At 57.2% G+C, this 26,153-nt stretch carries 18 protein-coding genes and 3 pseudogenes; 9 read left to right on the top strand and 12 right to left on the bottom strand.

Translation table 11 applies throughout. The features are described from left to right. From L0U82_RS00440 to L0U82_RS00415, 6 genes are all read left to right on the top strand, one after another. A complete protein-coding gene (locus tag L0U82_RS00440; protein WP_233827740.1) occupies window positions 1-2,283 on the top strand; it encodes a fimbria/pilus outer membrane usher protein in 2,283 nt (760 codons plus the stop codon). Beyond that, window positions 2,280-2,741 (top strand): spore coat protein U domain-containing protein, encoded by a 462-nt coding sequence (locus L0U82_RS00435; RefSeq protein WP_233827739.1) that lies wholly within the window; start codon window positions 2,280-2,282, stop codon window positions 2,739-2,741. The genes L0U82_RS00440 and L0U82_RS00435 overlap by 4 nt, the downstream gene beginning before the upstream one ends. 210 nt (window positions 2,742-2,951) lie before the next feature. After that, window positions 2,952-4,412, top strand: coding sequence for an efflux transporter outer membrane subunit (locus tag L0U82_RS00430; protein ID WP_233827738.1), 1,461 nt, complete (start codon window positions 2,952-2,954; stop codon window positions 4,410-4,412). 283 nt (window positions 4,413-4,695) lie between these two features. Then, window positions 4,696-4,839, top strand: coding sequence for a hypothetical protein (locus L0U82_RS00425; RefSeq protein ID WP_233827737.1), 144 nt, complete (start codon window positions 4,696-4,698; stop codon window positions 4,837-4,839). A gap of 421 nt (window positions 4,840-5,260) precedes the next feature. Then, window positions 5,261-5,446 carry a hypothetical protein gene (locus tag L0U82_RS00420; protein ID WP_233827736.1) on the top strand — a complete coding sequence of 62 codons (186 nt, stop codon included), beginning with the start codon at window positions 5,261-5,263 and terminating at the stop codon, window positions 5,444-5,446. Window positions 5,447-6,046: 600 nt separating this feature from the next. Further along, complete coding sequence (locus tag L0U82_RS00415; RefSeq protein ID WP_233827733.1) at window positions 6,047-7,168, top strand: hypothetical protein; 1,122 nt, start codon at window positions 6,047-6,049, stop codon at window positions 7,166-7,168. 52 nt (window positions 7,169-7,220) lie between these two features. Here the strand turns inward: L0U82_RS00415 and L0U82_RS00410 are convergent, their stop codons facing one another. From L0U82_RS00410 to L0U82_RS00365, 10 genes and pseudogenes are all read right to left on the bottom strand, one after another. Further along, window positions 7,221-8,735 (bottom strand): hypothetical protein, encoded by a 1,515-nt coding sequence (locus L0U82_RS00410; RefSeq protein ID WP_233827731.1) that lies wholly within the window; start codon window positions 8,733-8,735, stop codon window positions 7,221-7,223. A gap of 250 nt (window positions 8,736-8,985) precedes the next feature. Then, the gene (locus L0U82_RS00405; RefSeq protein WP_233827729.1) at window positions 8,986-10,869 is read right to left on the bottom strand and encodes a hypothetical protein; all 1,884 of its coding nucleotides are present in this window, start codon (window positions 10,867-10,869) and stop codon (window positions 8,986-8,988) included. Between the two features lie 327 nt (window positions 10,870-11,196). Then, a pseudogene (locus L0U82_RS00400) lies at window positions 11,197-11,325 on the bottom strand (EamA/RhaT family transporter); the annotation flags it as partial. 20 nt (window positions 11,326-11,345) lie between these two features. Next, window positions 11,346-12,515, bottom strand: coding sequence for an inovirus-type Gp2 protein (locus L0U82_RS00395; RefSeq protein WP_233827727.1), 1,170 nt, complete (start codon window positions 12,513-12,515; stop codon window positions 11,346-11,348). Window positions 12,516-13,221: 706 nt separating this feature from the next. Then, window positions 13,222-14,490 (bottom strand): hypothetical protein, encoded by a 1,269-nt coding sequence (locus L0U82_RS00390; RefSeq protein ID WP_233827726.1) that lies wholly within the window; start codon window positions 14,488-14,490, stop codon window positions 13,222-13,224. A 99-nt stretch (window positions 14,491-14,589) separates the two neighbouring features. Then, window positions 14,590-16,011 carry a DUF3987 domain-containing protein gene (locus L0U82_RS00385; RefSeq protein WP_233827724.1) on the bottom strand — a complete coding sequence of 474 codons (1,422 nt, stop codon included), beginning with the start codon at window positions 16,009-16,011 and terminating at the stop codon, window positions 14,590-14,592. Further along, window positions 16,011-16,367, bottom strand: coding sequence for a hypothetical protein (locus L0U82_RS00380; protein WP_233827722.1), 357 nt, complete (start codon window positions 16,365-16,367; stop codon window positions 16,011-16,013). Before L0U82_RS00380 ends, L0U82_RS00385 begins: the two co-directional genes overlap by 1 nt. A 742-nt stretch (window positions 16,368-17,109) precedes the next feature. Then, entirely contained in the window at window positions 17,110-17,961 is an 852-nt protein-coding gene (locus tag L0U82_RS00375; RefSeq protein ID WP_233827720.1) for a hypothetical protein, read from the bottom strand. Window positions 17,962-18,073: 112 nt separating this feature from the next. Then, window positions 18,074-18,388, bottom strand: a pseudogene (locus L0U82_RS00370) (preprotein translocase); the annotation flags it as partial. 299 nt (window positions 18,389-18,687) lie between these two features. Then, a pseudogene (locus L0U82_RS00365) lies at window positions 18,688-18,943 on the bottom strand (phage portal protein); the annotation flags it as partial. A gap of 499 nt (window positions 18,944-19,442) precedes the next feature. Between L0U82_RS00365 and L0U82_RS00360 the strand changes: the two are divergent. Beyond that, a complete protein-coding gene (locus L0U82_RS00360) occupies window positions 19,443-20,345 on the top strand; it encodes a glycosyltransferase family 2 protein (RefSeq protein ID WP_233827718.1) in 903 nt (300 codons plus the stop codon). A 639-nt stretch (window positions 20,346-20,984) separates the two neighbouring features. Then, window positions 20,985-21,806: an SIR2 family NAD-dependent protein deacylase gene (locus L0U82_RS00355; RefSeq protein ID WP_233827716.1), complete on the top strand. Its 822-nt coding sequence runs from the start codon at window positions 20,985-20,987 to the stop codon at window positions 21,804-21,806. A 209-nt stretch (window positions 21,807-22,015) separates the two neighbouring features. Here L0U82_RS00355 and L0U82_RS00350 read toward each other — a convergent pair whose 3' ends face one another. Both L0U82_RS00350 and L0U82_RS39825 read right to left on the bottom strand, forming a co-directional pair. Next, window positions 22,016-22,813, bottom strand: coding sequence for an 8-oxoguanine DNA glycosylase OGG fold protein (locus L0U82_RS00350; protein WP_233827714.1), 798 nt, complete (start codon window positions 22,811-22,813; stop codon window positions 22,016-22,018). A gap of 535 nt (window positions 22,814-23,348) precedes the next feature. After that, a complete protein-coding gene (locus L0U82_RS39825) occupies window positions 23,349-25,508 on the bottom strand; it encodes a C-terminal helicase domain-containing protein (protein WP_233827712.1) in 2,160 nt (719 codons plus the stop codon). A 60-nt stretch (window positions 25,509-25,568) separates the two neighbouring features. Here L0U82_RS39825 and L0U82_RS00340 point away from each other — a divergent pair, with 60 nt between their 5' ends. Further along, window positions 25,569-26,072 (top strand): hypothetical protein, encoded by a 504-nt coding sequence (locus L0U82_RS00340; protein ID WP_233827710.1) that lies wholly within the window; start codon window positions 25,569-25,571, stop codon window positions 26,070-26,072. Window positions 26,073-26,153: the final 81 nt, after the last annotated feature.

Genomic DNA, 26,153 nt, shown 5'->3' with positions numbered 1-26,153 from the left:
ATGGTCAGGGTCATCGCACGCCTCGTGCTCGTCACTCTCGTTTCGGGCAACGTCGCTTTCGCGGCAGATAAACAGTTTGTGCTGGAAGTCTTTATGAACGGTAGGGATACAGGGCAGGTCATTGCGGTAAGGCAGCGCGGCGCGAAGCTCGTTGCTTCGAGCCATGATCTGCTTTCGCACGGCCTGATGGTTTCGGACCTCCCGACCGATCATTCCAAAGACGGTCTCGTCGACCTGGCCGATATTCACGGCTTGTCATACCGGCTCGATATGCATTCTCAGGCGCTGTACCTGATAGCTGGCCGGGGAGTAATCGCCACGACGCAATTGGGCACCGCGAACGCCGGCATTGCGAAGCAAGTTTCCCCGGCGGCACCAGGCATCGTCGTGAACTACGATCTGGTCAGCACCAACGGCGCAGGCGTGCATTCCAGCGGCGGTACCCTCGATATGCGTGCGTTCGATCGATATGGCGTTCTCAGTTCCGGATTACAGGCAGTCAACAGCAGGAACTCTGATTCGTTGACGTCGCGTCTCGACACTACTTACACGTACTCAAATCCGAACGGCATGTATCGGTACCGGCTCGGCGATGTCATCACAGGCGGTCTCGCATGGTCGCAACCGGTTCGCCTCGGCGGCATCCAGCTCGCGACGGACTTTTCGTTGCGCCCTGACCTCGTGACCTATCCGGTGCCGAGCTTCGGTGGGACGGCTGCCGTGCCGACCACTGTCAGCGTGCTGGTCAACGGTATTCAGCAGATGTCGAAGCCAATTCCTGCCGGGCCGTTCGATATCGCGCAGCTTCCCGTGACCACTGGCGGCGGAAGCGTTTCGGTCGTCATGACAGACGCGTTGGGCCGGCAGATCGTCCAGACGCTACCGTTCTATGCGAGTCCGTCGCTGCTGAAACCGGGCCTTAGCTCGCTGAGCGCTGAAGTCGGCTCGGTGCGGCTCGACTATGCCAGCCCCAACGATCATTACGAGTCGGCTGCCGGCGAACTCTCGTATCGCCGCGGGATCACACCGTGGCTAACGGTTGAAGGGCACGGTGAAGGTTCTCCGGACGTCGCAATGGGCGGCGTCGGCGCTTCGCTATCGGTCGGCGACTTCGGCGTCGTGTCGGCCTCTGCTGCCGGGGCCACGGCTGCGCAGGTAGGCACGGGCAGGCAATACATGATCGGCTTTGAGCACATCAACCATGTGTTCAGCTTCAGCGCGTCGACGCAGCGCGCGACTGACGACTTCCGCGATATTGCGACGGTGAATGGCGATATTCCGCAGCGACGGCTCGACCGCGCGTCGCTCGGATTCGGGCTATCGAGATGGGGTTCGCTCGGGGTGACGTACGCCGGTGTGAAGACAAACGAGCAGAACGTGAAACTGCTATCGGTTAGCTACTCGGCGCATCTGATCGGATCGGTCTCTGGTTATTTGACGGCCTTTCGCGAGATGGCGGATGGTGCAAGCACGGGTGTGTTTCTTTCGCTCACGATGCCCTTTGGGCAGCGGGGTAGTGTTAGCACAAGCACAAGCATTCAGGGTGGACAGGCAGTCGCGGAGCTGCAGGCCTCGCAATCGGCTAACACGGTGGGCGATGTAGGTTGGAACGTGGCGGCGCAGGGCACTGGAAACGTGCGGCAACAGCACGTTTTCGGCAACGTGGACTACAAGTCGGACCACGGACTGGTTGGAGTTGGCGTGGACCGGATTGGACGTAACACCACCACGCAAGTGTCCGCGCAAGGCGCAGTCGTCCTGTCGGATGGCTCGATCTTCGCGGCGAACACAGTGCAGGACGCATTTGCGGTCGTGGATACCGAGCCGGGCGTTACGGTCTACAACGAGAATCGATTTGTAGGCAAAACGGGATCGAGCGGTCGGGTGCTCATTCCGGATCTTCGTTCGTACCAGCTGAATCATGTTTCGATCGATCCACGCGATGTTCCAGCTGATGCTGATATTGAACAGGCGGAGCATGAAATCGTGCCTGCAGACCGCTCGTCGGTCACGGTGCGCTTTCCTGTCCATCGAAACCACGGCGCCGTTGTGCGGCTTGTCCGGAGCAATGGGACGCCGGTCGTGCTCGGGAGCACGGTGCTCTCGGAGCAGGGTGCACGGCGAGGCACGGTTGGCTACGAAGGAAAGGTCTATCTGGAAAATCTGGAGAGTTGGAATCGCGTCCACGTGACCGGTCGTGATGGCTTCCGCTGTGTCGCATCGTTCGAATACAAGGCCTCCCGCGGCGATCTCCCGAACATCGGGCCGGTGACATGCAAATGATGCGCGTACACGTCACTCTGGCTATCGCTTCGTTGCTCGCCATGCCGATCGCCGCGATCGCCGCTGGTTGCACGGTGACGGCTACCGCATTGAATTTCGGCATCTACAACCCGTTGGCGTCGGCAAATGACGACAGCACGGGCACGCTCGACGTCGAGTGTCCGGGACAGACGGTGACCTATACCGTCGCGGCCGCCGCCGGGAATGGAACGTTCACGGAGCGTCAAATGCTCGCCGGCAGCCAGGCGCTTGCCTACAACGTCTACATCGACACACAACGCAGCAAGATCTGGGGAGACGGCACGGGCGCTACTTCCGTCATCTCAGGATCCTATCCGCCTGCGTCGGGTAGCGGCGCACTAACGTTCTATGGACGCATCAACGCGCGACAAACCGGTGTCGTCGCGGGCTCGGGCAACACGTTCACGGATAGCCTGGCCGTCACGGTCACTTTCTGACGAGGCGAAGTTGACAAATGGTGAAAGGAGTCACCGGACCACACGCATCTACACGAGCTTTTCGCAACGAGCGTCGCACGGGCTATTGCGGCCGGCGGGCTCGGCAAATAAATCTGATCTCCATCACCCGGGCATGTCCCCGGTTGAGTGCGCCACCACTGTATCCCGGGTGGGGCGATTACTGTTTCCGCATTCCTACTGCTATAAAACATGTTTAGGTCTTTGGCGGCGCCTATTGGTGCCGTGCTGCTTCTTGCCGGGTGCTCGCTCGAGCCTGCGTATCAACGTCCCGAACCCCCAATTCCGGCGTCTTATCCCGCGTTCTCGCGCGCGACCCTTAACGCGACGGTGGATGCCAAGTCGGCGCCCAGCAAGCGAGCTACACCGGATATCGGGTGGCGTGACTTCCTCGGCGATCCGCGCCTTGATCGACTTGTCGAGCTTGCGCTGATAAACAACCGTGATTATCGTGTGTCGCTTCTCAATGTCGAAGCCGCGCGGGCGCAGTACCAAGTTGCAGAGCTAGGCTTCTTGCCGACATTCCAGGCGCAGGGGGCATTGAACAGGTCACATAGCCCTGAGAACACGCTGAAGTCGGGCGAGCGCTCGCTTTCGAGTTCGTATTCGGTGGGCGCATACTCAGCTTGGGAGATTGATCTGTTCGGCCGTACGCTGAGCCTGAAGCGTGAGGCGCTCAATCAGTTCTTCGCCGTAGAGGAAAATCGGAAAGCGGCGCAAATGACACTGGTCTCCGCAGTCGCGAATCAGTATCTGATGCTGGTCGCTTGCGACGCGCAGCTTGATGTCACGGCCAACACGCTGAAGGCGGCTGAAGGACAGCTGAAAATCACGCAGAACGAGTTCGCGCAGGGTACGGTATCCGAACTCGATGTTGAATCAGCGGAGACCGTAGTCGCACAGGCTCAAGCTGCGCAGCAAGAGCAGATGCGCAACCGCGCGCAGACGCAGGACGCGCTTGTGCTTCTGGTCGGTTCGGATTTGCCTGCGAACCTTCCGCCAGGCCTCCCGCTCGACAGCCAGAAGATCCTAACCGATATACCGGCCGAGCTGCCATCGGATCTCTTGCATCGGCGTCCAGACATCGTGGCTGCGGAGGAGACGCTTAAAGCGGCCAATGCGAGTATCGGTGCAGCTCGCGCAGCGTTCTTTCCGGAGATATCGCTCACCGGCAATTTCGGTTCGGAGTCGAAGCAGTTGAGCGGTCTGTTTAAGCCGGGCTCGACAGCGTGGGCATTTGGCCCGCAGATTTCGCTGCCGATCTTCGATGCGGGTCAGAATGAGGCAAACCTGGACCTCGCACACATACAGAAGCGTATCGAGATCGCTTCATATGAGAAGGCGATTCAGACGGCGTTTCAGGAAGTGTCCGATGGATTGGCCGCGCGCAGCGCATACGAAATCCAGATTAAGTCTCTGGAGCGGTCGCAGGCGAGTCTTGAGCGCATCCTCAGAATCAGCAACAACCGGTTCAATTCCGGTGTGGATAGCTACCTCACGGTGCTCACCGCGGAGACGAATCTTTACACCACGCAACAGGCATTGATAGCCGCGCGACTGGCGCAACTCACGAACCTTGTGGATTTGTATCAATACCTCGGTGGCGGATGGATAGAGCACACGGATGACAGACCACGAGCGCCGGATGTTTAAGGCCAGAACGCGCACGTTGAAAGGCTGTCCCGTTTGCGGGAGCAATCTGCCTCGCGCTGCGAATGCATGCGGGCATTGCGGGGCACGTCGCTCTCAATCCACTCGAAGCTTGATCAGGCAATGGGCATGCCTTTGGTGGCTTGCCTGCGGTTTGCTTATCCAATGGACGCGCCCAAGGCACTACGCATGGCTTCTGATAGTGGTGGCCGTGATTGGTCTGCTCCTGAAGCCGCGATACATGTGGGTTCGAAGGCAAATCGATCACGCTGGGTAAAAAGGAGGATTGAATGATCTCGCGAATGCGAAGCGCGGCGAATTCCAGTGGATGAAGGCCTGCTCTACTGCGCAGCGAAACCTCATCGCGATGCTGGAGGTCGGGCTACAGCGTATCGAATATGTGCCCTCCCGCGGGATCGCGATCGACTGATCGTTGAGCTACGCAAACAGGATGTCGCACGCGCTGGTGTCCTGCCGCAGCGCTGTTTGATTCTGTTTTTTTACGGGCGGAAGTCAACCTACGGATTAGGAATACACAGTAATGAACGTATTAGTTAAACAGGACCCCGGCCTGTGCGTAACGGTCGCGGTCTTGGGTGCTGCATTTGGTGCAGTGATCGTCGCGGCTGTCATGAGCGCACGGCAACCTGTGATGCCAGTTCAAACGAACCACGTCACTATTACAGACGTTGGGGGCCGTGTCGCAATGCCGCTCGCTGTCGGCCCCTTTGTATCGCGCGTGTCGGCTTGTATCGATGCTATGCGGGATGGTCATGCCGGGGGGAGTTGACATGGCGCTAGTTTTTTGAAAATGCCCTTCACGTCCACCGAAGCCGGGAGATGTGGACGGCATGCAGGAATTCGTGGATGAACTCGACGCCGAGACGTCGACCGGGGACATTTCTGTCGAGAATCCTCAGCATCCGGGCGATGACAGTCCGCTGCCGCATCCAGAGTTGCCACAACGAACGAGCGAGACTACCCCGTTGCGCCTGATCAGCGCGATGAGTTGTCGTTACGCCGCCCACGCTGTCTGACGCAAAAATCTATCTGTAAGACGACAGCACTACTCTTTTCGGGCGTGACTTGGCATGGCATAAACGTTTCATGCAATTCGCTTGCTTGATGTGCGGTGAACATTTCGTACCGGGCGACGCTGTCACGCAGTGCGAAGGGGAGCGGCCGGTTCCCCTTCGCACTCAAATCGGCACGACCGATTGGCATCTATCGCAGTTCTGGTTCTTCTTTGCAGGGAAACGGAATTGGCTGGACTGGAGCGCGATTAGCTGAACTCGAAAGCACGGAATTGCTTGGACTGTCCAGATCCGCAGCGGCAACCAGCAACCCGGTCTCCCGCAGGGGGGCGTTATCCGAGGCGACCGGCATCTCGCGACCCGTTTCGGACGATGATCGGAGGAATACGTCAACGGCAGCTCCCAAGGTGCAATGGTCATCCTCGCCTACCTGCTGACCGACCGGTGAGGTCTTCGCAGTCGTTCGCTAAGCGACCGCGTATTATTCGCACCCCGCGATTCTGAAAAGCGGCGTCTGCGCGCGGAGTATTATCGGGAGCGCGGAATCGCGGGAGCATGCACTAACCCGAGGCCAGCACTAGATTGAGCGAAGCAAAGGCGAATATGAGCGAGAACAAATCGAAGATATTCCTGCTGAACGAGAGCGAGCCCGGGCTGGTTCTGCTGACCGAAACCGCTTACGAGAAGGAAGCGCATCTGCAGGACTATCTAGCCAGATACCCGGACCTGCTGCCCGGCGACCAGATCGGGTCGCCCGCACGCAGATGGCTCTTCATCTCACGTGAACTGGGCGTGCCTGACAGCAAGGATTCAGGAGGAAAGTGGAGCCTCGATCACCTTTTTCTCGACCAGGACGGTATGCCCACGTTCGTCGAGTGCAAGCGCTCAACTGACACCCGTGGGAGAAGGGAGGTCGTCGCCCAGATGCTCGACTATGCCGCCAATGGCGTCGCGTACTGGACCATCGATCACATCACGAAAGCCTTCGAGGCAGGTTGCACTGACAAGCTGCCACCCGACAAACTGGACGAGTTCCTGAACCAGGGCGACGGTCTGACGTACCCGACACCCGACGAATTCTGGCAAAAGGTTCACGAAAACCTCGTTGCGAGACGAATCCGGCTGATTTTTGTTGCCGACAAGATTCAACCCGAATTGAAGCGGCTCGTTGAATTCCTGAACGAGGAAATGCTGAACGTGGAAGTGCTTGCTGTAGAGATCCGCCAGTATCAGCGCACGGGCTCTTCCCAACGCGTGCTCGTGCCCGATCTGGTCGGTGCGACAACGCTCGCCCGCTCAGTCAAGGACAGGTCGCGCCTCACCAGGATCGACCGTGATGGCTTCATGGCGAGAGTCTCGGATGCCGCGCGGCCCTTTTACGAAGACCTCTTCGCAGCGCTCCCGAAACTCGGGGCCGTTGTGGAACTGGGCACCAAGGGTCTTTCAATCCGGATGCAAAATCCTGCGCTGGGCAAACTCGCGACGGTCGCCTATTGCTACCCGCCTGACGAATTCCAGTACTACGTCGACACGACTGGGCTTGCTTCGGACACTGAGCGCGGCACCCTTCGCGAGAGGGTGATCACGGAGAGCGGCGGAGCGCTGGTGAAGACGGGGCAATACATGGCGAAGTGCAACCTCAACTCAATGAACCGTGCCCTCGTGCTGAGGGCGGCACTTGACGCCTTCATGCGGGTCAGGGACGCACTTGCGAAGCTGGCCTGAGACAAGGCCGAGGTAACCATTTCCGTGACCCGGCCCTCGACTCGTGCCTCCATCAATAGCACTCCTTTGGCTGACCATTGTAGGCGCCACAATGGATCACGTTCCAGACTGCGCCATTGATGAAATAATCATCATGAGCGGATGGTGGCCATTCAAAAAACAACCACCGGGTAGCGTTGTCGACATAAACATTGATGAACTTCAGCGGAAGAATCTTGCCGGCTTGAGGGTTGCCGGCGTCTCGCTGATATTTGCTAGGCACCGGCCACGTCAGCAGATCGTCTGTATCGCTAAACGCTACAACAGATAGCTGTTCGCTTGGCGGGTCATCGTGACCACGGGGGTTCAGTGCAACCGCGGCCTGTTTGGCGACGCTCAGTCGGCAACCCACGTTAACACACCTGTCGATTGCCGCCTGAGCTCGGCCCTGAACGCCTGCGGCCAGCGACAGGTCTTGGCCTTGGTCCTGTTGTCCAATGAGATCAACCGCGGGTTTATCGACTATCGAGTCGGAGGTGTCTTGTGCGGTGGTGTTGGCCATACCGAGAAACGAAAGCTGGTTGGCCATCATGTAGACGACCGGGGTCCTGCTCATGACGTCAGACATATACGTCGATGACCGTGGAAACTCAGTCGCTAGAGCCGCCCGGTCGACCCCTGGCGCGTCTAGGTCCATGAGTCCGAGAAGAGTGTCATAGAGAAGCCGGCCTCCAAGGCTGTGCGTCACGAAGATAAAGCCCGTGTGAGGCGCGACGGTTGCCTTGTTCCAGTCGCAAACGGGAGCCTGCCTGTCACCTTGCCCATCTACTACGGGTTGCCCTGTCAACGCATGGCATAGGGCATCAGCCACCCCGAGTTGCATCACGGAATGATATTGGCCCATGTAGATGGCGGCGTCTGCCAGATTGCGATCGAGCAAGTCCTCTTTCAGAACGCGATTGATAGCGAGGCGCGGCGGCGGTTTCCCGCTTACTGGATCTATCTCTCCAGATATGACCAGATCGTCGTTACAGGAAACATTCCCTTTTTCAGTGTAGTCGTCGACAAGCTGTCGGTTTTTGATCCACTGCGTGAGTGGCGACCACGTTATTTCGATCGCCTCTACATGAGCCTTGGCAGTGCCATAGGTGAAGTTTTGCGTGCGCAGCGCGACGTAGGACTGGTTGTCAAACGGGTGTACAACAGAGCCGTCCGGTGTCGACAGGAATTCGTCGCTATAGATTTTTGTGGTTTTCGTGGGCTCAGGGTCGATAGGAGTAAGACCCAACTTGGCGGCCTTTTTGTCATCGAACCAGCCACCGGCTGTACCTCCGCTCAGCGCATAGCCTGGACAATGGTCCCCAACTCCGTGCAGGAAAACCAGTTTGATATCTGTGACTGTAGAGGGGATGTACCCGGCAAGTGACTCCACCGAACCTGACGGTTTGCCCACCTGGTCATAGACGACGGCCGTCGAGCATCCAGCAATCGCCATCAGTGAGGGGACCAGGGGCCCGCACAGAACGACCCGACAGCGAACTCCGCTGAGACGGGCCAGGAGATGAAATAGCCGGACGATCTTGTTCATTGAGCGCTCACTCGATATTTTTTGTCACCGCAAGGTAGTTGTGGCGGGATTCCTTCACCACGCGACTAGAGCTGCTGCGCCGACGCATTGCAGGTGTTCGAGGATGACGCAGCAGAATGCGGCGCTCGTAGAGGAAGCCACTGCTGTCGCATATCATCTCAGCGCAGGCGACGGGGCGATGCGAGACGGTCTCATTCTTCAGGCTGGACTTCGCCCACAGTCGCTGAGCTAGCCGGTCGTTGCTTCGCCTTCACGGCCCACCTTCCGGGCAGGCTACGGTCGGAAGCTTGCCCGCCTTAACGATCGCCTGCGCCTGGCTTATACAATCCGACTGCGCCTTCAGGGCGTTGTCCGCAAAACTGGCATTGCTACTCGCGAGGGAAGCGTTGCTGGTCAAAACTCCTTCCTGAGCGGTGATCGCACCGTTTCGCGCGGTGATTGCGGCATTCTGAGCAGTCACTGTGCTAGTGTACGCAGTAGCGGCGCCTCCAATTGCAGTAAGTCCCGAACCTATCGTTGAGTTGTCTTGGAAAGACAGCGTGTTCACTGCGCCGTCGGCACCCACGATCACACCAAGCGTCATATCCTTGCCGAAGGTATTGTGAAGCGGCAGATGCAACGTCTTGCCAAGCTGCGGCACTGAGACCGGCATTTCAGGCAGCAGATCGACATCCTTCTGGGCAGGGTCTTGCATGACAACACCGCGAATGTTGGGCTCCCTGCAAACCCCTAGGCAGGTTCGATAGTACCCGACCGCTGGCTGTCGCACGACCAAACCCTCTTCTTCGGTGGCCACACCGGAAGCTACCTGCGGTGCCACGACAACGCTACGAGAAGCGCTCGCTTTAGCGGGCACTGGCTGATCTTTCTTCTTCGCTAACCCACCGAAGCTGTACTTGCGAACGAAGAGGTGGAAAGAGACGTCGTCAACTTCGGGGACAACCAGCGCAGCGGTAGCAACGGGCTGATGTGCCTTGGACGCGGCGCTTGATGCGGCTTCTGCCGCTGCAGCAGCGTCAGCGGCGGCAATCGCCGCGTCTGAGGCCGCTGCAGGCGCTGAAGCTGCCGCTTCCGAGGCCGCTTGTGTAGCGTCTGTCGCGGCGTTGGCTGCCACAATCGCTGCCGCTGCGGCGGCGACTGCGGCGGAGTCTGTCGGCAACGCCTCTGTCGCGGGCTTCGAGCCGTTAAAAGAGACGTCAATCCATCCAGCCTGAAACTCCTGTCGCACCCAGATCGGCCTCAGGTATTTGAGCAAATCGTCCCTGTAAATCTTGACCAGTTTCAATTGACCGTTGACGACGAAATCATCCAATGTCGGTTCAATCGTAATCGGTATGGTTACGGTCACATGCTTGGTCGCTTCGATGACGTCGTTCGCCGCCTTGATGACCGCTGCGTCAGACGCTGCCGTTGGCGCGGACGCAGCGCCCTGCGGGCCATTTGTCGGTTTTGATTTAGCCTGCGCGGTCTTCAACGCTTTCTGCGCCTTCTCGAGGTTTCCTACGGCGGTTATGGCGTCATCGCTGCATGCTGTGACGAAGCGCTGAGTGGGTGCCGTGGCCGAGGGCTTTTCCCCATTATCGATTAACCTCTTGGCCTCTTTGAGCGACTCCTCACGGTACACAACATCTTCTCGCGCCTGTACCTTCTGAGACTCAGTAGTCGCCTGCTGAACATGCACATTGCCTGTAAAGGCTGCACCAGCTATCGCCGCCGCTGTCTGAAGGAAGGCACCAGTGACCTGCAAAGTCTGGTCGCTCGATTCGGTGTTGACGCTCTGCAATGTGTTGTCGCTGTTGGTCACGATTTTCAAGGTCGTAGATTTGAAAAATGACGTCAGCTGTGTGTAATCGACGTAATATCGTTGATTTTCATCAACCTCAAACAAAGGCGCTGTGGCCGCGGTCACCTTGAGGTCCATCGACGGGTACTTTGAATTTTGCACAGCGGTGCATGTGGCAAGCGTCACCGTGAAAACCGTCGTTAGGCGCGTCTTGGTCAACGCATAGGGAAACGAAGCTGGCGGGATCTCCGTGTCGTCCGCCATGTGATAAGAGATGAGATCCGTGCAGGCCACCGTCAAAGCAAGACTTGCCAAGGCCACGACCATTTTTGTCGCCGCAACGCGATCCATGGATTTCTCCTTTGACGACGGTTACGACAGACAACTTCACAGGTATAGGAGAGAGCGCTCGGAGGTTCAAGGGCAGTGTGGGTAATCCCTACCGCATGTCCGATGGGTCGCCTCATTAGGGTAAATATTTACCTCCTTGAGTCTCCGGATTTTGTCGGCTACTCGCGCACTTCGGCTACGTCCTTACCCATTATAAGCAGTTCCGTCTCCTGCCCGAGCCACTGGGGCAGACGTGCGATCGACCAGTTTCAGTCTTGCAGAATGGTTGTGGTAGAGCACACTCGAATCGCCTGACAACTCGCAAGCTTCGCTCCGGGAATTTCCTGGGCTTCCAACGAGCACAACCGCACATCCAGCGATCACCACCAGTGTGATCGTCTCACGTAGGAAAGCAGCGCCCCAGATCATTCCAAAAATAGGGATGAGAAAAGTGACAGACTCAGCGTATGCGGAGCCGACACGCTCACCCGCGATAACTATCGCCCCTTTGTGAGCGTCTGCGCTTTCGCCGTTGGTTTGACGCGCACCATCTGTCCATCGTCTTTTGCGAAGTACCCGACAACGTAATCAACGAACCTTGTAACCTGCCCCCCGTCGGAGCAGTCCAAGCGATCAATTGCCCACTGCACATGCGACTCGATGCTGCGCCGGTAAGCCTCGTCGTGACAATCGAATACCAACCCCTGCCCGCGAGTAACTCGACGCCAACGATCCCCCAAGCCGTATCGTAGTGCAGGCACGTCAGCCTTCTTCAACCCACTTGCGTCGAAGAGAAAAACGCAATGAAAGTGATTTACGCCGTTCTTGCCGCCCTGTTCCTGCTTGCAGACATGTCCGACCATGCGCTCAAACAGATGTTTGTCGGCTCCCCTGCGATTCGCAAAAAAACTGTCTCTATCTGCCGTTGCCGATCTGGTGTCGATGCGGGCGCGTGTCTCCTGTCTTCCATGGCTGACAGGTACGCATGACGGAACCATCTTCCAGCCTACGCCACTGCTCAATGACCAGCTCATACGCGACATTGCGTCGCTGGCGTCAAACGCGTCTTCTGCATAGCCCAGATCGAGGCGTATTGGCACAAGGCTCCCGAACTGGCTCGTAAGTTCGCCAAGATAACAACCGATTGACTTCGCCTGATCGCCAAGATTAGCTCGTGCATCCGCCAACTTCTTCCTCACCCCTTGACGTACCGCTTCAGCGCGCAGACAACCAACAAAGTCGTTGTAGAGTTTCGCAGCGGTTACTCTATCAACGTGCCCCATGAGCGTCCCATTGCTGAATAGTCGGGAATATTGATGCCGCATGAAGCAGTCGAAGAAGAGCTGCAAGTCGGCGCTATACGCATAGTCCGGCCAGCACAGGTCCATCCATTGCGCGCACTGTGGCATGAAGCCAACCAGGCTTTTGTAGCCAGAGACACCAACCGGGTTGCGTACCGCATAAGCGTTCCACGATTGATACAGGATCTCAAACGGAACCTGATCTGTTTCAAGTACGGTCTTGAGGAAGCTTTCGAGGCTCTGCAATAGACTCCGGTATTCCCCTACCTCCCAGTATCTGACAGGTCCAGCAGGTTCCCGACTGCCGTCTGTTATGGACGATACGAACTGATTCGATCCCAATGCTCCTAATTCGTAGCTCATCATGAAATCTCCTTGAATGGACATTTCATAGACGAACCTAGTTATTTTCCATGTATCAAACGGGCATAACGCATCTTCGCGTTAATCTAACAAGCCATCTTCGATGGTTCTTTGCATTGGTGATTGATCGCATGTTTCATGTCATCAATCCTGTCGACTGATAGCTCAAGAGAGCTCATTCAATCACTCAATGAACTCTTGATCATTCATGCTATATCCACCTGTCCTCTGAACTGTTCTGCATCTATAGATACCCTTCTACTACATCTACAAATTCCAACGACTATCCTAATATAGAAGACGATGAAATCCATCTACAAATTACAAGCTTAATCACAACATAATTCCACGACATGGATCGTACAGATCTCTCCAGTTAAACGAGAAATCCATCCATGTTCTGGGCGGCAACGATTACAGAAACATCCCGACGTTCAGAGCAGAAATCAACTCCCGTGGAAATAATCCACTGTAACCAAGGCGCGTTTCGACGAGAATATTGTGGAAAATTTCACGAAAAATTATCGCGGAAATTTTTGATGACTCGGGAAAATTTTGCGCAAATTTCCCGTGAAATTCTCTTGGGAAAAAAATACCGAGGCGGTGCATCGAGCACTTCCTCGGGTCCGCTGAGTGTGGGGCTCGCCGCCGAACCGGCGAATCAGAAATTACTTAGAATCAATAGGTTAGGCGTTTTGGACATTGTTTTTTAAGCGGACCGCCTGCGCGTTTCAGCGCCTCTGACTGACCGGCGTGGACTGCGGAGCTGACGCTCCGACACACGGAAATACTCTCCCGGCGGCTCATTTTTCAGGCGTACCAGCGCTCGCCGGAGCGCCAAGTAACCCAGCATTTCCTTGAGCTTTTCGCATCGGGAAATGTCATCGGCTCGAACCTCGCCGTGTACCCAGTTCCGGTTATACAGCCAAGGGCTCTGATCACCTCGGAGATAGCTCCCCCGGCCCTCTGTCGCGATTCGAACCCAGTACGCTCCGACTTGATCGGCGTAGTCTGTAAACGCATCGGCGAGCTCTGCGGATGCCATCCCTCTGTCTTCGAGCACCCGCCGCAGGGCCACACTGTTGAAGAGCAGGGTGATGTGCAGTTCGTACCCGCCTTCGAATGATGGAATGATCGACCATACAGAGCCCGGCGCATCAGTGAACAGCGATGGTTTGCGTCTGATTCGATCCAGAAAAATTCCCCGGGATCTTCGAAGCGCTTGAAGGTCACGATGCTGCTCCTCCACCGGTGCGCTAATCAGACTGGCTCGCTCTCTGGCATGCGACAGACGAAGATGGAGCACCGTGACACTGCCGTTTTGAGCGAACAAACCGTCCAGATAGGTATTCAGGTTCGCGACGTTCTCCCGGCTACCGAACTCCCAATTGTGCCGCTCCCGACGCAGCAGTTTCTTTTCCCGCATGGTTTGACGGAAATGGGCAACAAAATCGTTACAGAGTTCCGCAAGGATGCGCCCCGTGCAATCAACTTGCGAGTCGATGCTGCATCCGCCCCTCGCGACTGGGTGGCTAAGAAATACGTCGAGTAGCAGCCGTATATGCGGTGAATACAGTAGTCGACTTTCAAGTTGACTCATTGCCAGATCCCCAACGTCGCGCATCATCGCCCAGAAGAAGAGATCCGGGAAAAGGCCCGCTAACTCCCGGGCGGCCGGATCAGAGAAATTCGGGGTAGCACTCTTGACGTAGACTGGCTGAGAAACGCGCCGCATGCTACCTGTTGGTCCCACCTGCCCTATGAAGATCCGGCGAGTTTGGACGAAAATGAACGGGTCCAATGAGGCTTCAAGCGCCAGTCTGACGAAGCGGTCAAGCGCGGCCAGACGTGAAATCTCCGGGCCGTTGAAAACGCTATTGGGATAAATACGGGAATTCAGATTGCATTCGACATGTACGGCCAGTGCGTCAACGAGGAGCAATGGCGTGCGAGTGGCTGGAACCTTCGGTGATGTCATCGTAGTGTTGTCGCATTGGGTGAAGGGTAGCGGAACAGGGCACACGTGGCCTGTCATATCCCCAAAATCCCGCCCACCTCATGGCGGACGGGAAAACCATCAGCTCAGCCAGGGGGCATTTGGCAGGCCGACCTGATTCGCCAGTTGGAACATGGGGACGGGATTCAGGATCAGCTCAAGCTTGATGACCCGCCGACCGTTTTCGATGCGTGGCATCACCTGGGCAAGGCCCTGCCCGCATATCGACGTGATGGCAGCCTTCATTTCCGTCTTGCTCCAGCCAAAGTTCGGGGCCAACGCACTGACATCAGACTCTCGCCAGCTCGCAGTTCCCGTCCGGTGGAAAAAACAACGGAGCCAATCAAGGAGGCGCCGTCCACGCTGGACGGCATCAGGTATCGACGGCGTCGGAAACACGAGCGCGAGCCAGTGCGCCCCGAAGCATTCCGCAATCGTCGCCGCGCGGATCATCGTATCGCCTGATACGGCTCCCTCATAGCGCTCGAAAACGTGCATGCATCCAGCAATCCTTCGCGCATTAGCGGCCAGGCGAGCGCCAAACACGCGTGCGCTGTTCGGCGACAGGACAGGGCTCGCAGCCAGAATGAAGCGCTCCTGGGCCTGCCGGAGAATCTGCTCAGCCTCAGGCATGAGGGCTATCACGGGCAGTTCGTTCGCGGACAAGGCTTCGAGCCTGACCCGCGCGCTTGCAATCAGCTCCGCAATGCGGTGGTCGTAGTCCAGAAGGGTTTGTTCAGGTTGTAGGCCTCCGGCTCCCTCCACAGCAATCTGATCGGCTTCCATCATCAGCAGACGATACAGGTAGCCCGACTCCATCGCGTCTTGCGCATGCTTGTCGAGCCATGCACGATTTCTGTCATTCTGGACATTCACACACGCGACAAATATCGCGCTGTCTGGTGCATTGGCGAGTGCATCATCATCGTCGTCAGCACGATCAAACGCTGGCACATGGCCGTCGTATAGGTCGTTTAGTTCCGGGTACGCACAACTGAGCTGGCCATTGACCTGGTCACCGAGATGGCCACGTCCTTCGGCCATGCTGAGCATCGAAAAATCCGCACCACTGCGAATCTTTCGCAGCAGCGCGGGAGGCGTCACGTTGCCGAATAGCCAGTTCGTCTTCCAGCCTTTCATCGCCTCAATGACAGGTATGCTGAACCTATCATGGGCAGCCGATTTACCGCTCATAGGTGGCCCAGCAAAGCGGATTTGCAGGGCGAGCGGCATCGCTTTGCCGCTGTGACCGCGAATGCGGAAATTACCGGCGGCAGCGAAAGATACCTTGCCGAGCAGGTTGGCAAGAATGGCTCCATAGTCCGCACCGTAAATGAAGTGGCATTCACGGGCGACACGGTACAGATCAGGTGTTAGAGCATTGATAGCTTGCGGCAACGAAGGCGGGTAGTGACCTATCGCCGGACAGCTCGTCGGCTGATGAGGAACAAAGCTTGGCATGGGCATATAGCCCCCGCCAACCGGATTGACGGGACTATGCATCACGCAGACTCCTTTTCTGTTACTACACCGGATTGCGGTACGCCAGCTGACTGGTCAAAGTCCTTGATCCATGAAGGCTGCTCCGCCTTATTGCCTGAGTTCGAGCTCTGCTTGATTTTCCCGCGTAGATATTCAGCCTCCTTTTTCGTGAATGAAGGGCCACCGTGCTCTCGAATAAGAGCAAGGATCGCCGACCATGACCATTCTTTTTTCAAGGCTTCGTCGATTACGCGCATGAACGGTCGCAGGCGCTCGATCCGGATCTGCTCGCGCGACTGCTTCGAATGGATTGCCTTCAGTGCGCCTTCCACGTCGGGTGCGGAGTTTTCGGAACGCGATTTTGTGGATTTAGCCATGCTTGCCTCCCGACGCCACCATGCACCGTTGACCCTCGTCCTTTCTGGACGCATCGCAGACTTGGCATGAAGCATCGAAGGTCGCCAACTCCACGTCAGTACACGCGGAGACCGCGTCTCCGCCTTCCGCGGCTGCACCTACGGACGCGAGAGCCACCAGACCGACCTCGTCTGCACAAAAGTGCTTGCCGACGGAAATCGCGATTGACCCATTCGCTTTGCCGACTCCGCGTTCCCATGCCGTAACGGTAGACAGGGATTTGGATTTTCTATTGCGTCCGCGCATGTTAGTCCCCGTCCTTGTCGTTCGACGAATCAGCGAACAGTTTCTCAATCTCGTCGGAAGGCCAGGCAAGGCGGCGATTCGGTAATCGAACCGGTCGGATCCCGCAATAAGACCCGTCACGCGAATAGGATTTGAGGATCGTTTGCCGCAATACCAGCATGCGCTCTGCAAACTCATCAGTCGAGACATGGCGACGCTTCAAGGCGTCGGCGAAGTTTGGGTGCAACATCTTCAATAGCTCCGATTCAGGTCGCAAAAATGTGGGACTTCGCGCCGCAAGGAACTATCTACTGTCGTACCAGAAGTAGATTGGGCACCTCACGAAGCGAGGTGCCCAATCTAACTATCTCCATGTCTTTATTCGATCAATGTTCCGGAATGTTCCGCTATGCTCCGTGAGCCAAGTGATGATTCCATGTTGCGGAGGTCCACCGGCGTCGATCGACTCGAGCAAAATCACGACGCCCGCTCGTGATTGCGTCGCTTTCGAAGATAGCGAGCGAACGAGTCGAAGCGCATGATCGTATTCGCTCCGTCTTTTCTATATGTCAAGCTTTTCTTCTCGATAAACTCGACAAGCGTTGCATTCCTGCTTTCGCCAGTTCGGAGAATTTCAACAAGGAGTGGAAATACATCTGCAGCTGAATACTGGTCTGCGCCGCTCCGCCTTGCGCTGTCCCGTGCTTTCTCTATCTCCATGATGAGATCGTGTTTCTTGTGCGTGTCGCTATTTCGAGCTTCGGCTCCACGCGAAGCGGCCTGCCGGACGAGATCGAAAGGGGTGTGATTATTATTTTTCTTCGACGGAAATTGACAAAGTTCGACAAACGCGTCGAAATATGTTGAATTGCGTAGGGGACTATCGTCGCCATATTCCCACCACCAACCCACGAACTCGTCATACCTCAACTCGGTGGGCACACTGGTTCCGTCGGAGAGTAACCCTTCACAGAAGTCATTCCACACCTCCAGGATCGTGCAAACATCGCGCAGCCTGCGACGCGACTCCGACTTGAATAGCCGTGCGCCCTCAGGCTCCCCAACAGGCAATTGGTTGAAAAGTGGCGCGCCCTTAGGCTCCTCGATAGGCATATTCGCTGAATCTGCAGCATCGGACACTAGTTTCGACACAGCACGATGTTCGAGACTGCCCCAATCGCAAGCTTTGAGTGTGTCCCAGCGGTTACTGGGGTTGAGTCCAGACAGGAGCAAGGCCCCGTCTATCGGGTGCCACGGTGACCATTTAATGTATTTTTCAGCCCAAGCTCGCAGCTTGAGATTGAATTCAATCAGATCGGACTCTGTCATAGCAAGTAGTTCGTTTCTTCGAAACGTTAAACTCTCCAAAAACACGATGACACGTATGATCGCAGATCGAGTCAATATCGTTTATTGAGATTTACAAAAAGCGACTTATCGGTCAGTGGATAGAGTTATCGACGGCAAATGAGATGTCCACCTGCTCAAGCATCCAGGCCTCGATCCGGTCATGCCAGAGGCGCGCCAGGTCGAGCGGGCGGCGGCGATAGTGTTTCTCGGCGATGGCGGACGGCTTGTGCCCCTGAATCTGCGCGACGACGCCGACTGGAACCTCGACCCACTCGGACCGCGTGCCGAACGAACGCCGAAGGCCATGCGGCGTAACGTGAGGCAACCCCACCCATTCTTCCCGGCGCGCGCCGGTAAGCAGCAACCCTTGCAGGTAGGCGCCATGCACCGGATTCGCGACTCGGCGAGCCACGACGACTGGCGTTATGACAAAACCGCTTGTGTGGTCACGGCGTCGGCGGAATTTCCGCTTTCGGCAGAGAAAGAGCGTAGACGCGGCGGGCGCGATCTATGTTTGCCCTCCCCTCGCCAAGTCATGATCCACATAAGCCGATGCCTATTGCTTTTAATAGGAAGGGCGCGGCTCGGTAAGCTAAGCCCGGTTACTTTGCTGGGCGCCCCTGCAACCTCGCTTCACGCAGCTCAATGAATGGATCGGCGACGACATTGTGAGGTTCCTGCTTGGCAGCATCGCCGCAGCCAGGCAATTTCATTCGCACCGAACACCTCAGCCGCAGTGGCGGCCGCGCCAAACCCGCCGGTATTGCTCGGCACGATCCAGATTAGCTGCGGCGGCACGCGACGCACCGCGAGCAAGTCATCGCGGGTGACGTTCTTGATATTGATAATTCATCTTTAGTCGCGACCCCGAGACACGGGAATGAGCTGAATTCCGCCCTTCTCGCCTTCGGCGCGTACATGAACGGGTTACGGAAATTCCCGGCCCTTTGCGGTTTTTCAATATAGCGGGCAGAACGCCTCGCTGAAGATTTATTTACGCTGTAAACACTTCAAATGTTGAAGTGTTTACACTACAATTATTCGCGAGATCCGGACCAGTGATCGACTGGAAGAAAAACCGACGCCGTGTCGGCCTGCTTGAAAGGATCATCCACCCCAACGGCATGAGTCGCGACAGATAAAGCGCTTCTGGCTTTGGGGCGCCTCATATGCGGGGTAACAGATGACGTTTCATCCGCCGAACCGCGTCGGCAGCGTGGCCATCTCGGATGGGCTATGACTTCCGCATGCAAGGCTACCGACACGGTTAGATACCAGCATCGTTGGGTCGGAAAAGCGGTTCAGTTTTTTCTTAGGGCGCAGCGCTCCGTTTGAGCTAAGCGTGTTTCGCCGATAAACGGTGTTAGGGAATTTACGCACTTGATCATTGATCGTGATCCGCAGCGTCAATCGAAGCGCTCAGGAAATCCCACATGTGATGGTGTGCCCGGAGTGAAACTATGAAAGCGGCCACTGTATTGATTCCGGCTCGCAATGCGGAACAGACTCTGGCTGAAACGCTGGAGAGTCTCGTGAGACAGACCTTCAGGGACTTCGACGTGGTCCTGGTCGACGACGCCTCCACGGATCGCACCGTGGACATTGCCCGTAGTTTTCAGGCACGGCTGAATATCAGAATATTGTCCCCCGATGCTCATCTCGGGGTTGCCGGCGCGGCCAACTTCGGGTTGCGTGTCATTGAGAGCGCCTACATCGCGCGTATCGATGCGGACGACATTGCCATGCCCACCCGTCTGGAAAAGCAGTTTGCATTTCTGGAAGCCAATCCGGACGTGGATGTACTGGGCACCGGCATGGAGCTTTTCTACGGGCAGCCCGGCAACAAGGTTCGTACATCGATCAAGCCCGAAGATGATGCGTCCATCAAGACGGCTCTGGTTCAAATTTGCTCCCTGTCCAACGGCAGCGCAATGTTTCGCAATAGCTTTTTCAGGGACATTGGCACTTACGATACGCGTCTCGCCGTCGCCGAAGACTACGATCTGTGGTGCCGTGGAGCGTTACTGGGAAAGCGCTACGCCAATCTGCCGGAGCCGCTTACCCGCTACCGTCAGCGCGGTACGGTCGATGTTCAGAAATTGCAGCTGGAGCGTGAACTTGATCTACTGGTCAAGCGAAAATATCTGAAGGCTCTGCTGGGTGGTGAATCACCGCACTACCTTGCGGAATTCTTTTCCCTGATGACGGAATTCGTCAGCCGCGACATAGCTTTTCGGGTCGTCCAGCAATCCACGCCGCTATTGTTCAAGCTGTCGCGGAAGGTGCCGAACGAGACCATGTTCGGCAACATCGTCGTTGAATGCCTTAGTCGGCATTTGCAACAAGGGCGCGCTCAAATTTGAAGTACAACACCCAAGCCCAAAACACTTGGGCAAGCGAATCGACGGTCTCGCTTTTTAACGGCCTGGTCAACGAGTTGCATGGTCAGGCCAGGAAACGATCCGCCAGCAAGTCGACATCAACTAGTGCGTTTGTCAACGGGTGTAGAAATGAGCCGTGTCGAGAACCAGACCGGCACTCCAATCGCAACTGACGGCCGAACGCATTCACCGACGAAAAAGAACCGTATTGGCGCGATGCTTTGGACTATTCTTGCGCTGTTCGTGGCTTTCCTCGCCGCAGGCATTTACATGCCCCAGCATTCGCATTTCGTATGCATCCACGTTTCTCTTTATCTGGCTCGGGGGCGTGGTTCTCGGACGCCTTGGCGTGTGGATCGGCAATGCTGTCCGGCGGATTGCCGAGCCCAACGTCATCGTCACAAATGGGGGAATTTCAGAGATGCTTTGGATCAGGATTTGCTCGAGCATCGGTCTGCAACTGGTCCTGGTCGGTCTGTATCTTGGTGCCGTCAGTGGTACCAGCATTCTCGTCAATTGGGTGGCATGAACCGGATCACATTCATGTCGAACTGAGGTTCAAATCCTGGAGATTTCGTAGCTGCGGCCCGTGGCCACGGTCTGGTCAAGCAGGAGCATCTCATGGCACTATCGCCAACAGAACTGGCGGCAGACTGGATAGGTAACGCCGAAGGTTTGCTTATTACTGCGGGAGCCGGAATGGGTGTTGATTCTGGCTTGCCGGATTTTCGAGGCAAAGAGGGGTTCTGGAATGCCTACCCGGCGCTGCGAGCAGAAGGGCTCTCCTTCGCGGAAGCTGCTAGTCCACATACCTTTTACAGCGATCCACTGCGTGCGTGGGGCTTCTACGGTCACAGGCTCGCGATGTACCGATCGACCGTGCCGCACGAAGGATTCCAGATTCTGCGGAAATGGGAAAAAATCTGTCCCGCGGGTGCCTTTGTGTACACCAGCAATGTGGACGGAGCATTCCAAAAAGCGGGTTTCCCTCCGTCGCGCGTCGCGGAATGTCACGGCTCGATCCATACCATGCAATGCCTTGGCACCTGCACCGGCAGGACATGGAGCACGCATGGTTTCAGCCCCGAAGTTGACGACGCCACAACGCGATTGCGCAACCCGCTACCGCGCTGCCCGACCTGCGGCGGACTGGCGCGGCCGAATATTCTCATGTTTGACGATGGTAACTGGCTCGGTCGGCAGTATGAGTGCGCCGTGGAGCAGGCTCGTGCGTGGACTCAGGATGTCGACAAACTTGTGATCATCGAAATCGGCGCGGGGAGGACCATTCCGACAGTACGCCGCTTTGGCGAGCGCAGCGGTGGGCTCTTTATCCGCATCAATCCCGACGACTCGAAGGTGTCGCGCGAGCGCGCCATCGGTCTGCACGGCGGTGCGCTCGATGTGCTGCGGCAGATTGATAGAGTGATTGGCACCGGATAGCCTACGCGGCAGCCTAACGATGCAATCCGAAGGTACGCGTGCGACCAACCTAGCTCGACCCGATGCGGTCAACCTCGAAAGCGCGTAGTGATAAAAGTGGCAGTATCGGACGCGGCGAACGCAAGGTAATCGAGGACGGTGAATTCCATGACGTACGCGTGAGTCATCTCCCCAGACCCTTCTGTTGTTTTCCCAAAGAGAAGAATGCCTTACTGCTGTTTTGCCTTGAGCTTCCAGTCAAGTCGCTTGAGGAACGACCGCCATTCAGACCTCGAATCAGAAAACAGCCAACATTCGACATCTGCACCGTCGATGCGTCCCAAGGGCTTAATCAATGCCTCGACGCTCAAGCAATACGATTCATAATCGTCCCCTGACATGTTAAGCGCGATGCTGGTGCCTCCATATCCCAAGCGAACGCAATTGGCGTCCCCTCCGACAAACGCCAGCCCGCCATCCATTGTCGGATGCCAGTTCGCGGTCCGCAGTGCCAACATAGCCTTTCCCATCCATTGATCAAGAATGTAGGCGTTTGGGCAGCCGAAGAAGAACATTAGCTTGGTGAAGAATGAAGCCCGCATGCCTCGAAGAACTCCGGAAGCAACGAGTCGTTGGAATTCGGCGAACGCCTGTTTGCGAGTGAGTTCGGGAAGGAGCTTGAGCAGCGGCGTAATATTTTCGATGGAGGCCCACAGATTCCGGTTGTTTTGGGGGTTCCGCGCATTTGAGCGTCCCCAAGCCATAACGGCCGCTACTCGAAATTCAAGCGGAACGTCAGAGCGCATGCAAAACGCCATCAGCTTGTGTCGGTTGAGATGCTGACTAAGCTCCCCGTATCCGGCCGCGGCGAACAAGACGGCCAATTCAGGAGAGAAAGTTCGAGCCCAAGTAATTGCGGTCAATCCAATCCATTCCCTCGGCGCTTTGAGCGTGCAAAGCCACGCGACAAGGTCTTCGCGGAAGGTCGATTGATTGGGCTGTTGAGTGTTGAAGTGAAAGGAAGCCATCGTTTTCTCCTGCGATGAAATATCCGATGGCCTTTCGCTGGGCCCCATGCCCTTCGGTCGACGCATCGGACAGGACTTTTGACAATGACTGCAAGGTGGCAGTCATTGTCAAAAGTCCTTAACCGAAGCTATCGATCCGAAGGCCTAGGTAATCCAGGCGGGCTTTTGCTAGCCCTCCGCGCCGAAGCGCAGATTCCGAACCTAATCGTCCGAACCGTTGTTTCGGTGCGGAGTCGTTGCTTGCTTCCTCGATTAGGGAGAGGCGAGTGTAGTGCGGAGCTTCAATTCCGTCAACTGAGCCTCTTGGACGCCACCGCTAACGCGCTCCGATGAACGTTCGTGGCCCTTCGCTGTGAGCCGAAGTTACACCTGTAATTGAACGTGTTGGGTTTTGCGTACTCGCCATGGCCCGCGCGTTGTGCCCAGTGTTAAAGCTCGAACCGAACAAGAAACGCGAGTAGCCGTCAGCAATGTCCCGTACCTCGGCGCTGCGACGTAGCCGGAGCGTCTGCGAAACCCGATGACGCGCGCGCATTTATTGCCCAATCATCTCCGTTTCCGGCGAGTCATCGTGATCAGGACGCCGGTCTCGCCGTGCTTCAGGCTCTGTAGCACCATCCACATCACCACCCTGCTCTGCCGCGAGTGGCGAAAAGTTCGGCGCACCGCGGTTAATATCCTCGATTACTTCCGCGAGATCAGGATAATCTGCCGCGATGTGCGGCGAGATCACGACACCGTGCAATTGCGCGCGCAAGTCGTCCCAACGCGTGCGCAGCACTTCCCAATTTTTTTCGTCGTAGGTGCCACGAAATACAACCGGGCGCACGCGAATACGTGGAAACGTCTTGCCCGACACCCCATCGAGAATCGCCTGCTGTAGTTGCTGTTCCCATAGACTGCCGAGCCGGTCGACGCGGCCGATCTGCTGCTCGACCACGCCTGGATTCCACTCCGGATGAAGCAGCACGACGGTGCGGCATGCCTTGTGCAGATTCAGACCTTCACGACCCACTAGTGATTGTGCGACGAGCACACGCGGATAGCTGTTTGCACGATTGAACGCGAGCTGCAAAAGACGCCGGGTATCGGGTTCTGTCTTTCCGTACATCAGTCGCGCAAAACCGCCTTCAGGGCGACTGTATTCATCCGTTAGGCGCTTTTCGAGAATCTGCCATTGCGCGGCAGCGGCGAGGCCGTCGCCGGCATCAAGATCGTCGGCAGGCCCTTCGCTGTCGACGCCGGCATCACTCGAGCCCGCATCGCGGTCACTGGTGGCATCGATCAGTTCAATGAAAGCGCGTGCGAAGTCCAATGGCGCGGCCTCTGGTGACAGCAACTCCTGAAGTGCCCTTGCGACGATTGCCAACGGGCCAGGTTTGCCCAAGGTGCCAGCTACAGTCCACGCATCAGCAGACTGACGGAAGGCGTCAAACAGACGCATCAACCTTGGCGCCGACCCTTCCTCCTTGAAACCGGCTTCGATCCGTTCGATCAGCCGTTGGCGAAACACCTCGCGACGGCTCTCCAGTTTGCTGTACTGGGCGTCCAGCGCGCGATTCAACGACTCACGATCGAGCACGCTCGACGGATACAGTTGCCGATGCGCAGCCTCGACGGCCTCCCAGCCACCGTCGGGCACCTTCGATTGCGGCCAAGGCTGTTCCTGCTCGATGCAGAGAAGCATCTGCCGCGCATTGAGCAGCTCCACCAGCTTCTGCAGCGGCACTGTGAAACGGCCGAACACCAGCACCTTCTCGCCAGCGCGGGTCGACTGCTCAATCGCATGAACCGCCGCGACGACTGCAGGATGCTCGAACAGATCCCGGTCACTGCGATCGAGTGCGTTGCGCATCACGCTCATCCACCATTCGGTACGCGCGCGGCGCTTCGGATCGGTATCGGGCTCTTTTTCTGCAGCGACGATACCGGCGGCGACTTCGTCAGCACTCGCAACCGCGTCAATCGTGTTCTGCTTGCGATCGTCGTCCTGATCGCGCAGCCCCTCGTCGAGCAGCGTCGCGATTCCGTGACCGTTGCCGAGCGTCAAACGCAATCGCTTCGCTTCCATCTCGGTGGCACCGAGGGTCACCAGCGACAACGCCTCCGCGGCGCACACCGCGCGCCGCCAGCGCATGGGGAGATCCGTGGTCTCGATCAGAATGTCTTCTGCTTGACGATACGCATGCATGGATTCGCCGGTCGCCCGCGCAAACTTCTGCACTAGTTGATCCTCACGCTTGTCGCGCCGCAGCAACCACTGCGACAACGCGGTTTCGAATCGCTGCGCGGCCACCGCGTACGACACGCGGGCGTCGGTATTGCTCACGCACTGTCGGATGCGCTCGACAGCACGCGCGTAGTCGGCAATCACTCCTTTCACGAGCGCCGCGTCCGCGCCAATCCGCGTCAGGATCTGCTCCCATTGCGAGATATCGAGTTCGACCGGTGTAGCGGTCATTGCCAGTCTGCGACCTGAGTGATGCGTCAGCACGACATGCTCGAGCAACCGCGTCAAGCCGCTGTCGCTGCCACGGCTCTTGTGGGCTTCGTCGACGATAACCAGATCGAACATGCCCAGCCCCAAACCAACCGCCTGTTCGAGACAGATGCGCAGTGCCTCGCCGCTGCCATATGCGCCCGCATCGAGCGCGCCGGGCCACGGAGTGCGCTTCACCAGTTCGTCGAGCTGCACCCGTGCAGGGCTGTCCAAGGGAAGCGCGCCAGCCATCTGCACGATGCTTTGCGCCGCTCGTTGGACCCACTCGTCACCGAGCTTGTCGCGGTTGTCGTCGTCGAAATATCCGCGCGGCACGCGGTTGGTCGTGTCCTTGCGCCACGCAGCATAGATTTCCGGCAGGAGCGCCCATCGCCACGGCGCGCTCTTCGCACCAAGCTTCCAGTTAGTGAACGCATGCGACAGCATGACTACCGGTTGATCGAACCACGAAACCGGCGCACCGTCGACCGCCTCGACCTGCACTGCAGGTTTGGCGTGCTTCGCCTGCCGGTGATCGCCATCGCTCCACGCTTCGAGGTATTGCCAGACGCTACGCAGCAGCGGTGGCGCGAACGCGCCGCTCGCGCGCAATTCGGCTTGCCATTGAAAACCGAGCCCGGGCGGCACCAGAATCGCCACTCGACCACCGCATTCGGTAACGCAGCGCGTCAGCTCGGTAGCGATCCGGGTCTTGCCCATGCCGACCTCATCGGCTATCACGACCCCATTGCGCGGCAACCGCTTCGCGAGCGCGCGTAGGCTCGCCCGTTGACCATCGTTCAGCTGCGTTGCACCCACTTCCTGCGGTTTATTGGCGACATCACACAAACGCTCGCCGAC

Source organism: Paraburkholderia sp. ZP32-5 (assembly GCF_021390495.1).
Lineage (GTDB): Bacteria > Pseudomonadota > Gammaproteobacteria > Burkholderiales > Burkholderiaceae > Paraburkholderia.
The sequence above is the reverse complement of the archived record's forward strand: the minus strand, read 5'-3'. Positions and strand labels throughout refer to the sequence as shown.

Excerpts from the sequence above, each read along its gene's own strand:
- L0U82_RS00440 (WP_233827740.1), top strand. The coding sequence starts at position 1 with ATGGTCAGGGTCATCGCACGCCTCGTGCTCGTCACTCTCGTTTCGGGC.
- L0U82_RS00435 (WP_233827739.1), top strand. The coding sequence starts at position 2,280 with ATGATGCGCGTACACGTCACTCTGGCTATCGCTTCGTTGCTCGCCATG.
- L0U82_RS00430 (WP_233827738.1), top strand. The coding sequence starts at position 2,952 with ATGTTTAGGTCTTTGGCGGCGCCTATTGGTGCCGTGCTGCTTCTTGCC.
- L0U82_RS00420 (WP_233827736.1), top strand. The coding sequence starts at position 5,261 with ATGCAGGAATTCGTGGATGAACTCGACGCCGAGACGTCGACCGGGGAC.
- L0U82_RS00415 (WP_233827733.1), top strand. The coding sequence starts at position 6,047 with ATGAGCGAGAACAAATCGAAGATATTCCTGCTGAACGAGAGCGAGCCC.
- L0U82_RS00410 (WP_233827731.1), bottom strand. The coding sequence starts at position 8,735 with ATGAACAAGATCGTCCGGCTATTTCATCTCCTGGCCCGTCTCAGCGGA.
- L0U82_RS00405 (WP_233827729.1), bottom strand. The coding sequence starts at position 10,869 with ATGGATCGCGTTGCGGCGACAAAAATGGTCGTGGCCTTGGCAAGTCTT.
- L0U82_RS00395 (WP_233827727.1), bottom strand. The coding sequence starts at position 12,515 with ATGATGAGCTACGAATTAGGAGCATTGGGATCGAATCAGTTCGTATCG.
- L0U82_RS00390 (WP_233827726.1), bottom strand. The coding sequence starts at position 14,490 with ATGACATCACCGAAGGTTCCAGCCACTCGCACGCCATTGCTCCTCGTT.
- L0U82_RS00385 (WP_233827724.1), bottom strand. The coding sequence starts at position 16,011 with ATGCATAGTCCCGTCAATCCGGTTGGCGGGGGCTATATGCCCATGCCA.
- L0U82_RS00380 (WP_233827722.1), bottom strand. The coding sequence starts at position 16,367 with ATGGCTAAATCCACAAAATCGCGTTCCGAAAACTCCGCACCCGACGTG.
- L0U82_RS00375 (WP_233827720.1), bottom strand. The coding sequence starts at position 17,961 with ATGACAGAGTCCGATCTGATTGAATTCAATCTCAAGCTGCGAGCTTGG.
- L0U82_RS00360 (WP_233827718.1), top strand. The coding sequence starts at position 19,443 with ATGAAAGCGGCCACTGTATTGATTCCGGCTCGCAATGCGGAACAGACT.
- L0U82_RS00355 (WP_233827716.1), top strand. The coding sequence starts at position 20,985 with ATGGCACTATCGCCAACAGAACTGGCGGCAGACTGGATAGGTAACGCC.
- L0U82_RS00350 (WP_233827714.1), bottom strand. The coding sequence starts at position 22,813 with ATGGCTTCCTTTCACTTCAACACTCAACAGCCCAATCAATCGACCTTC.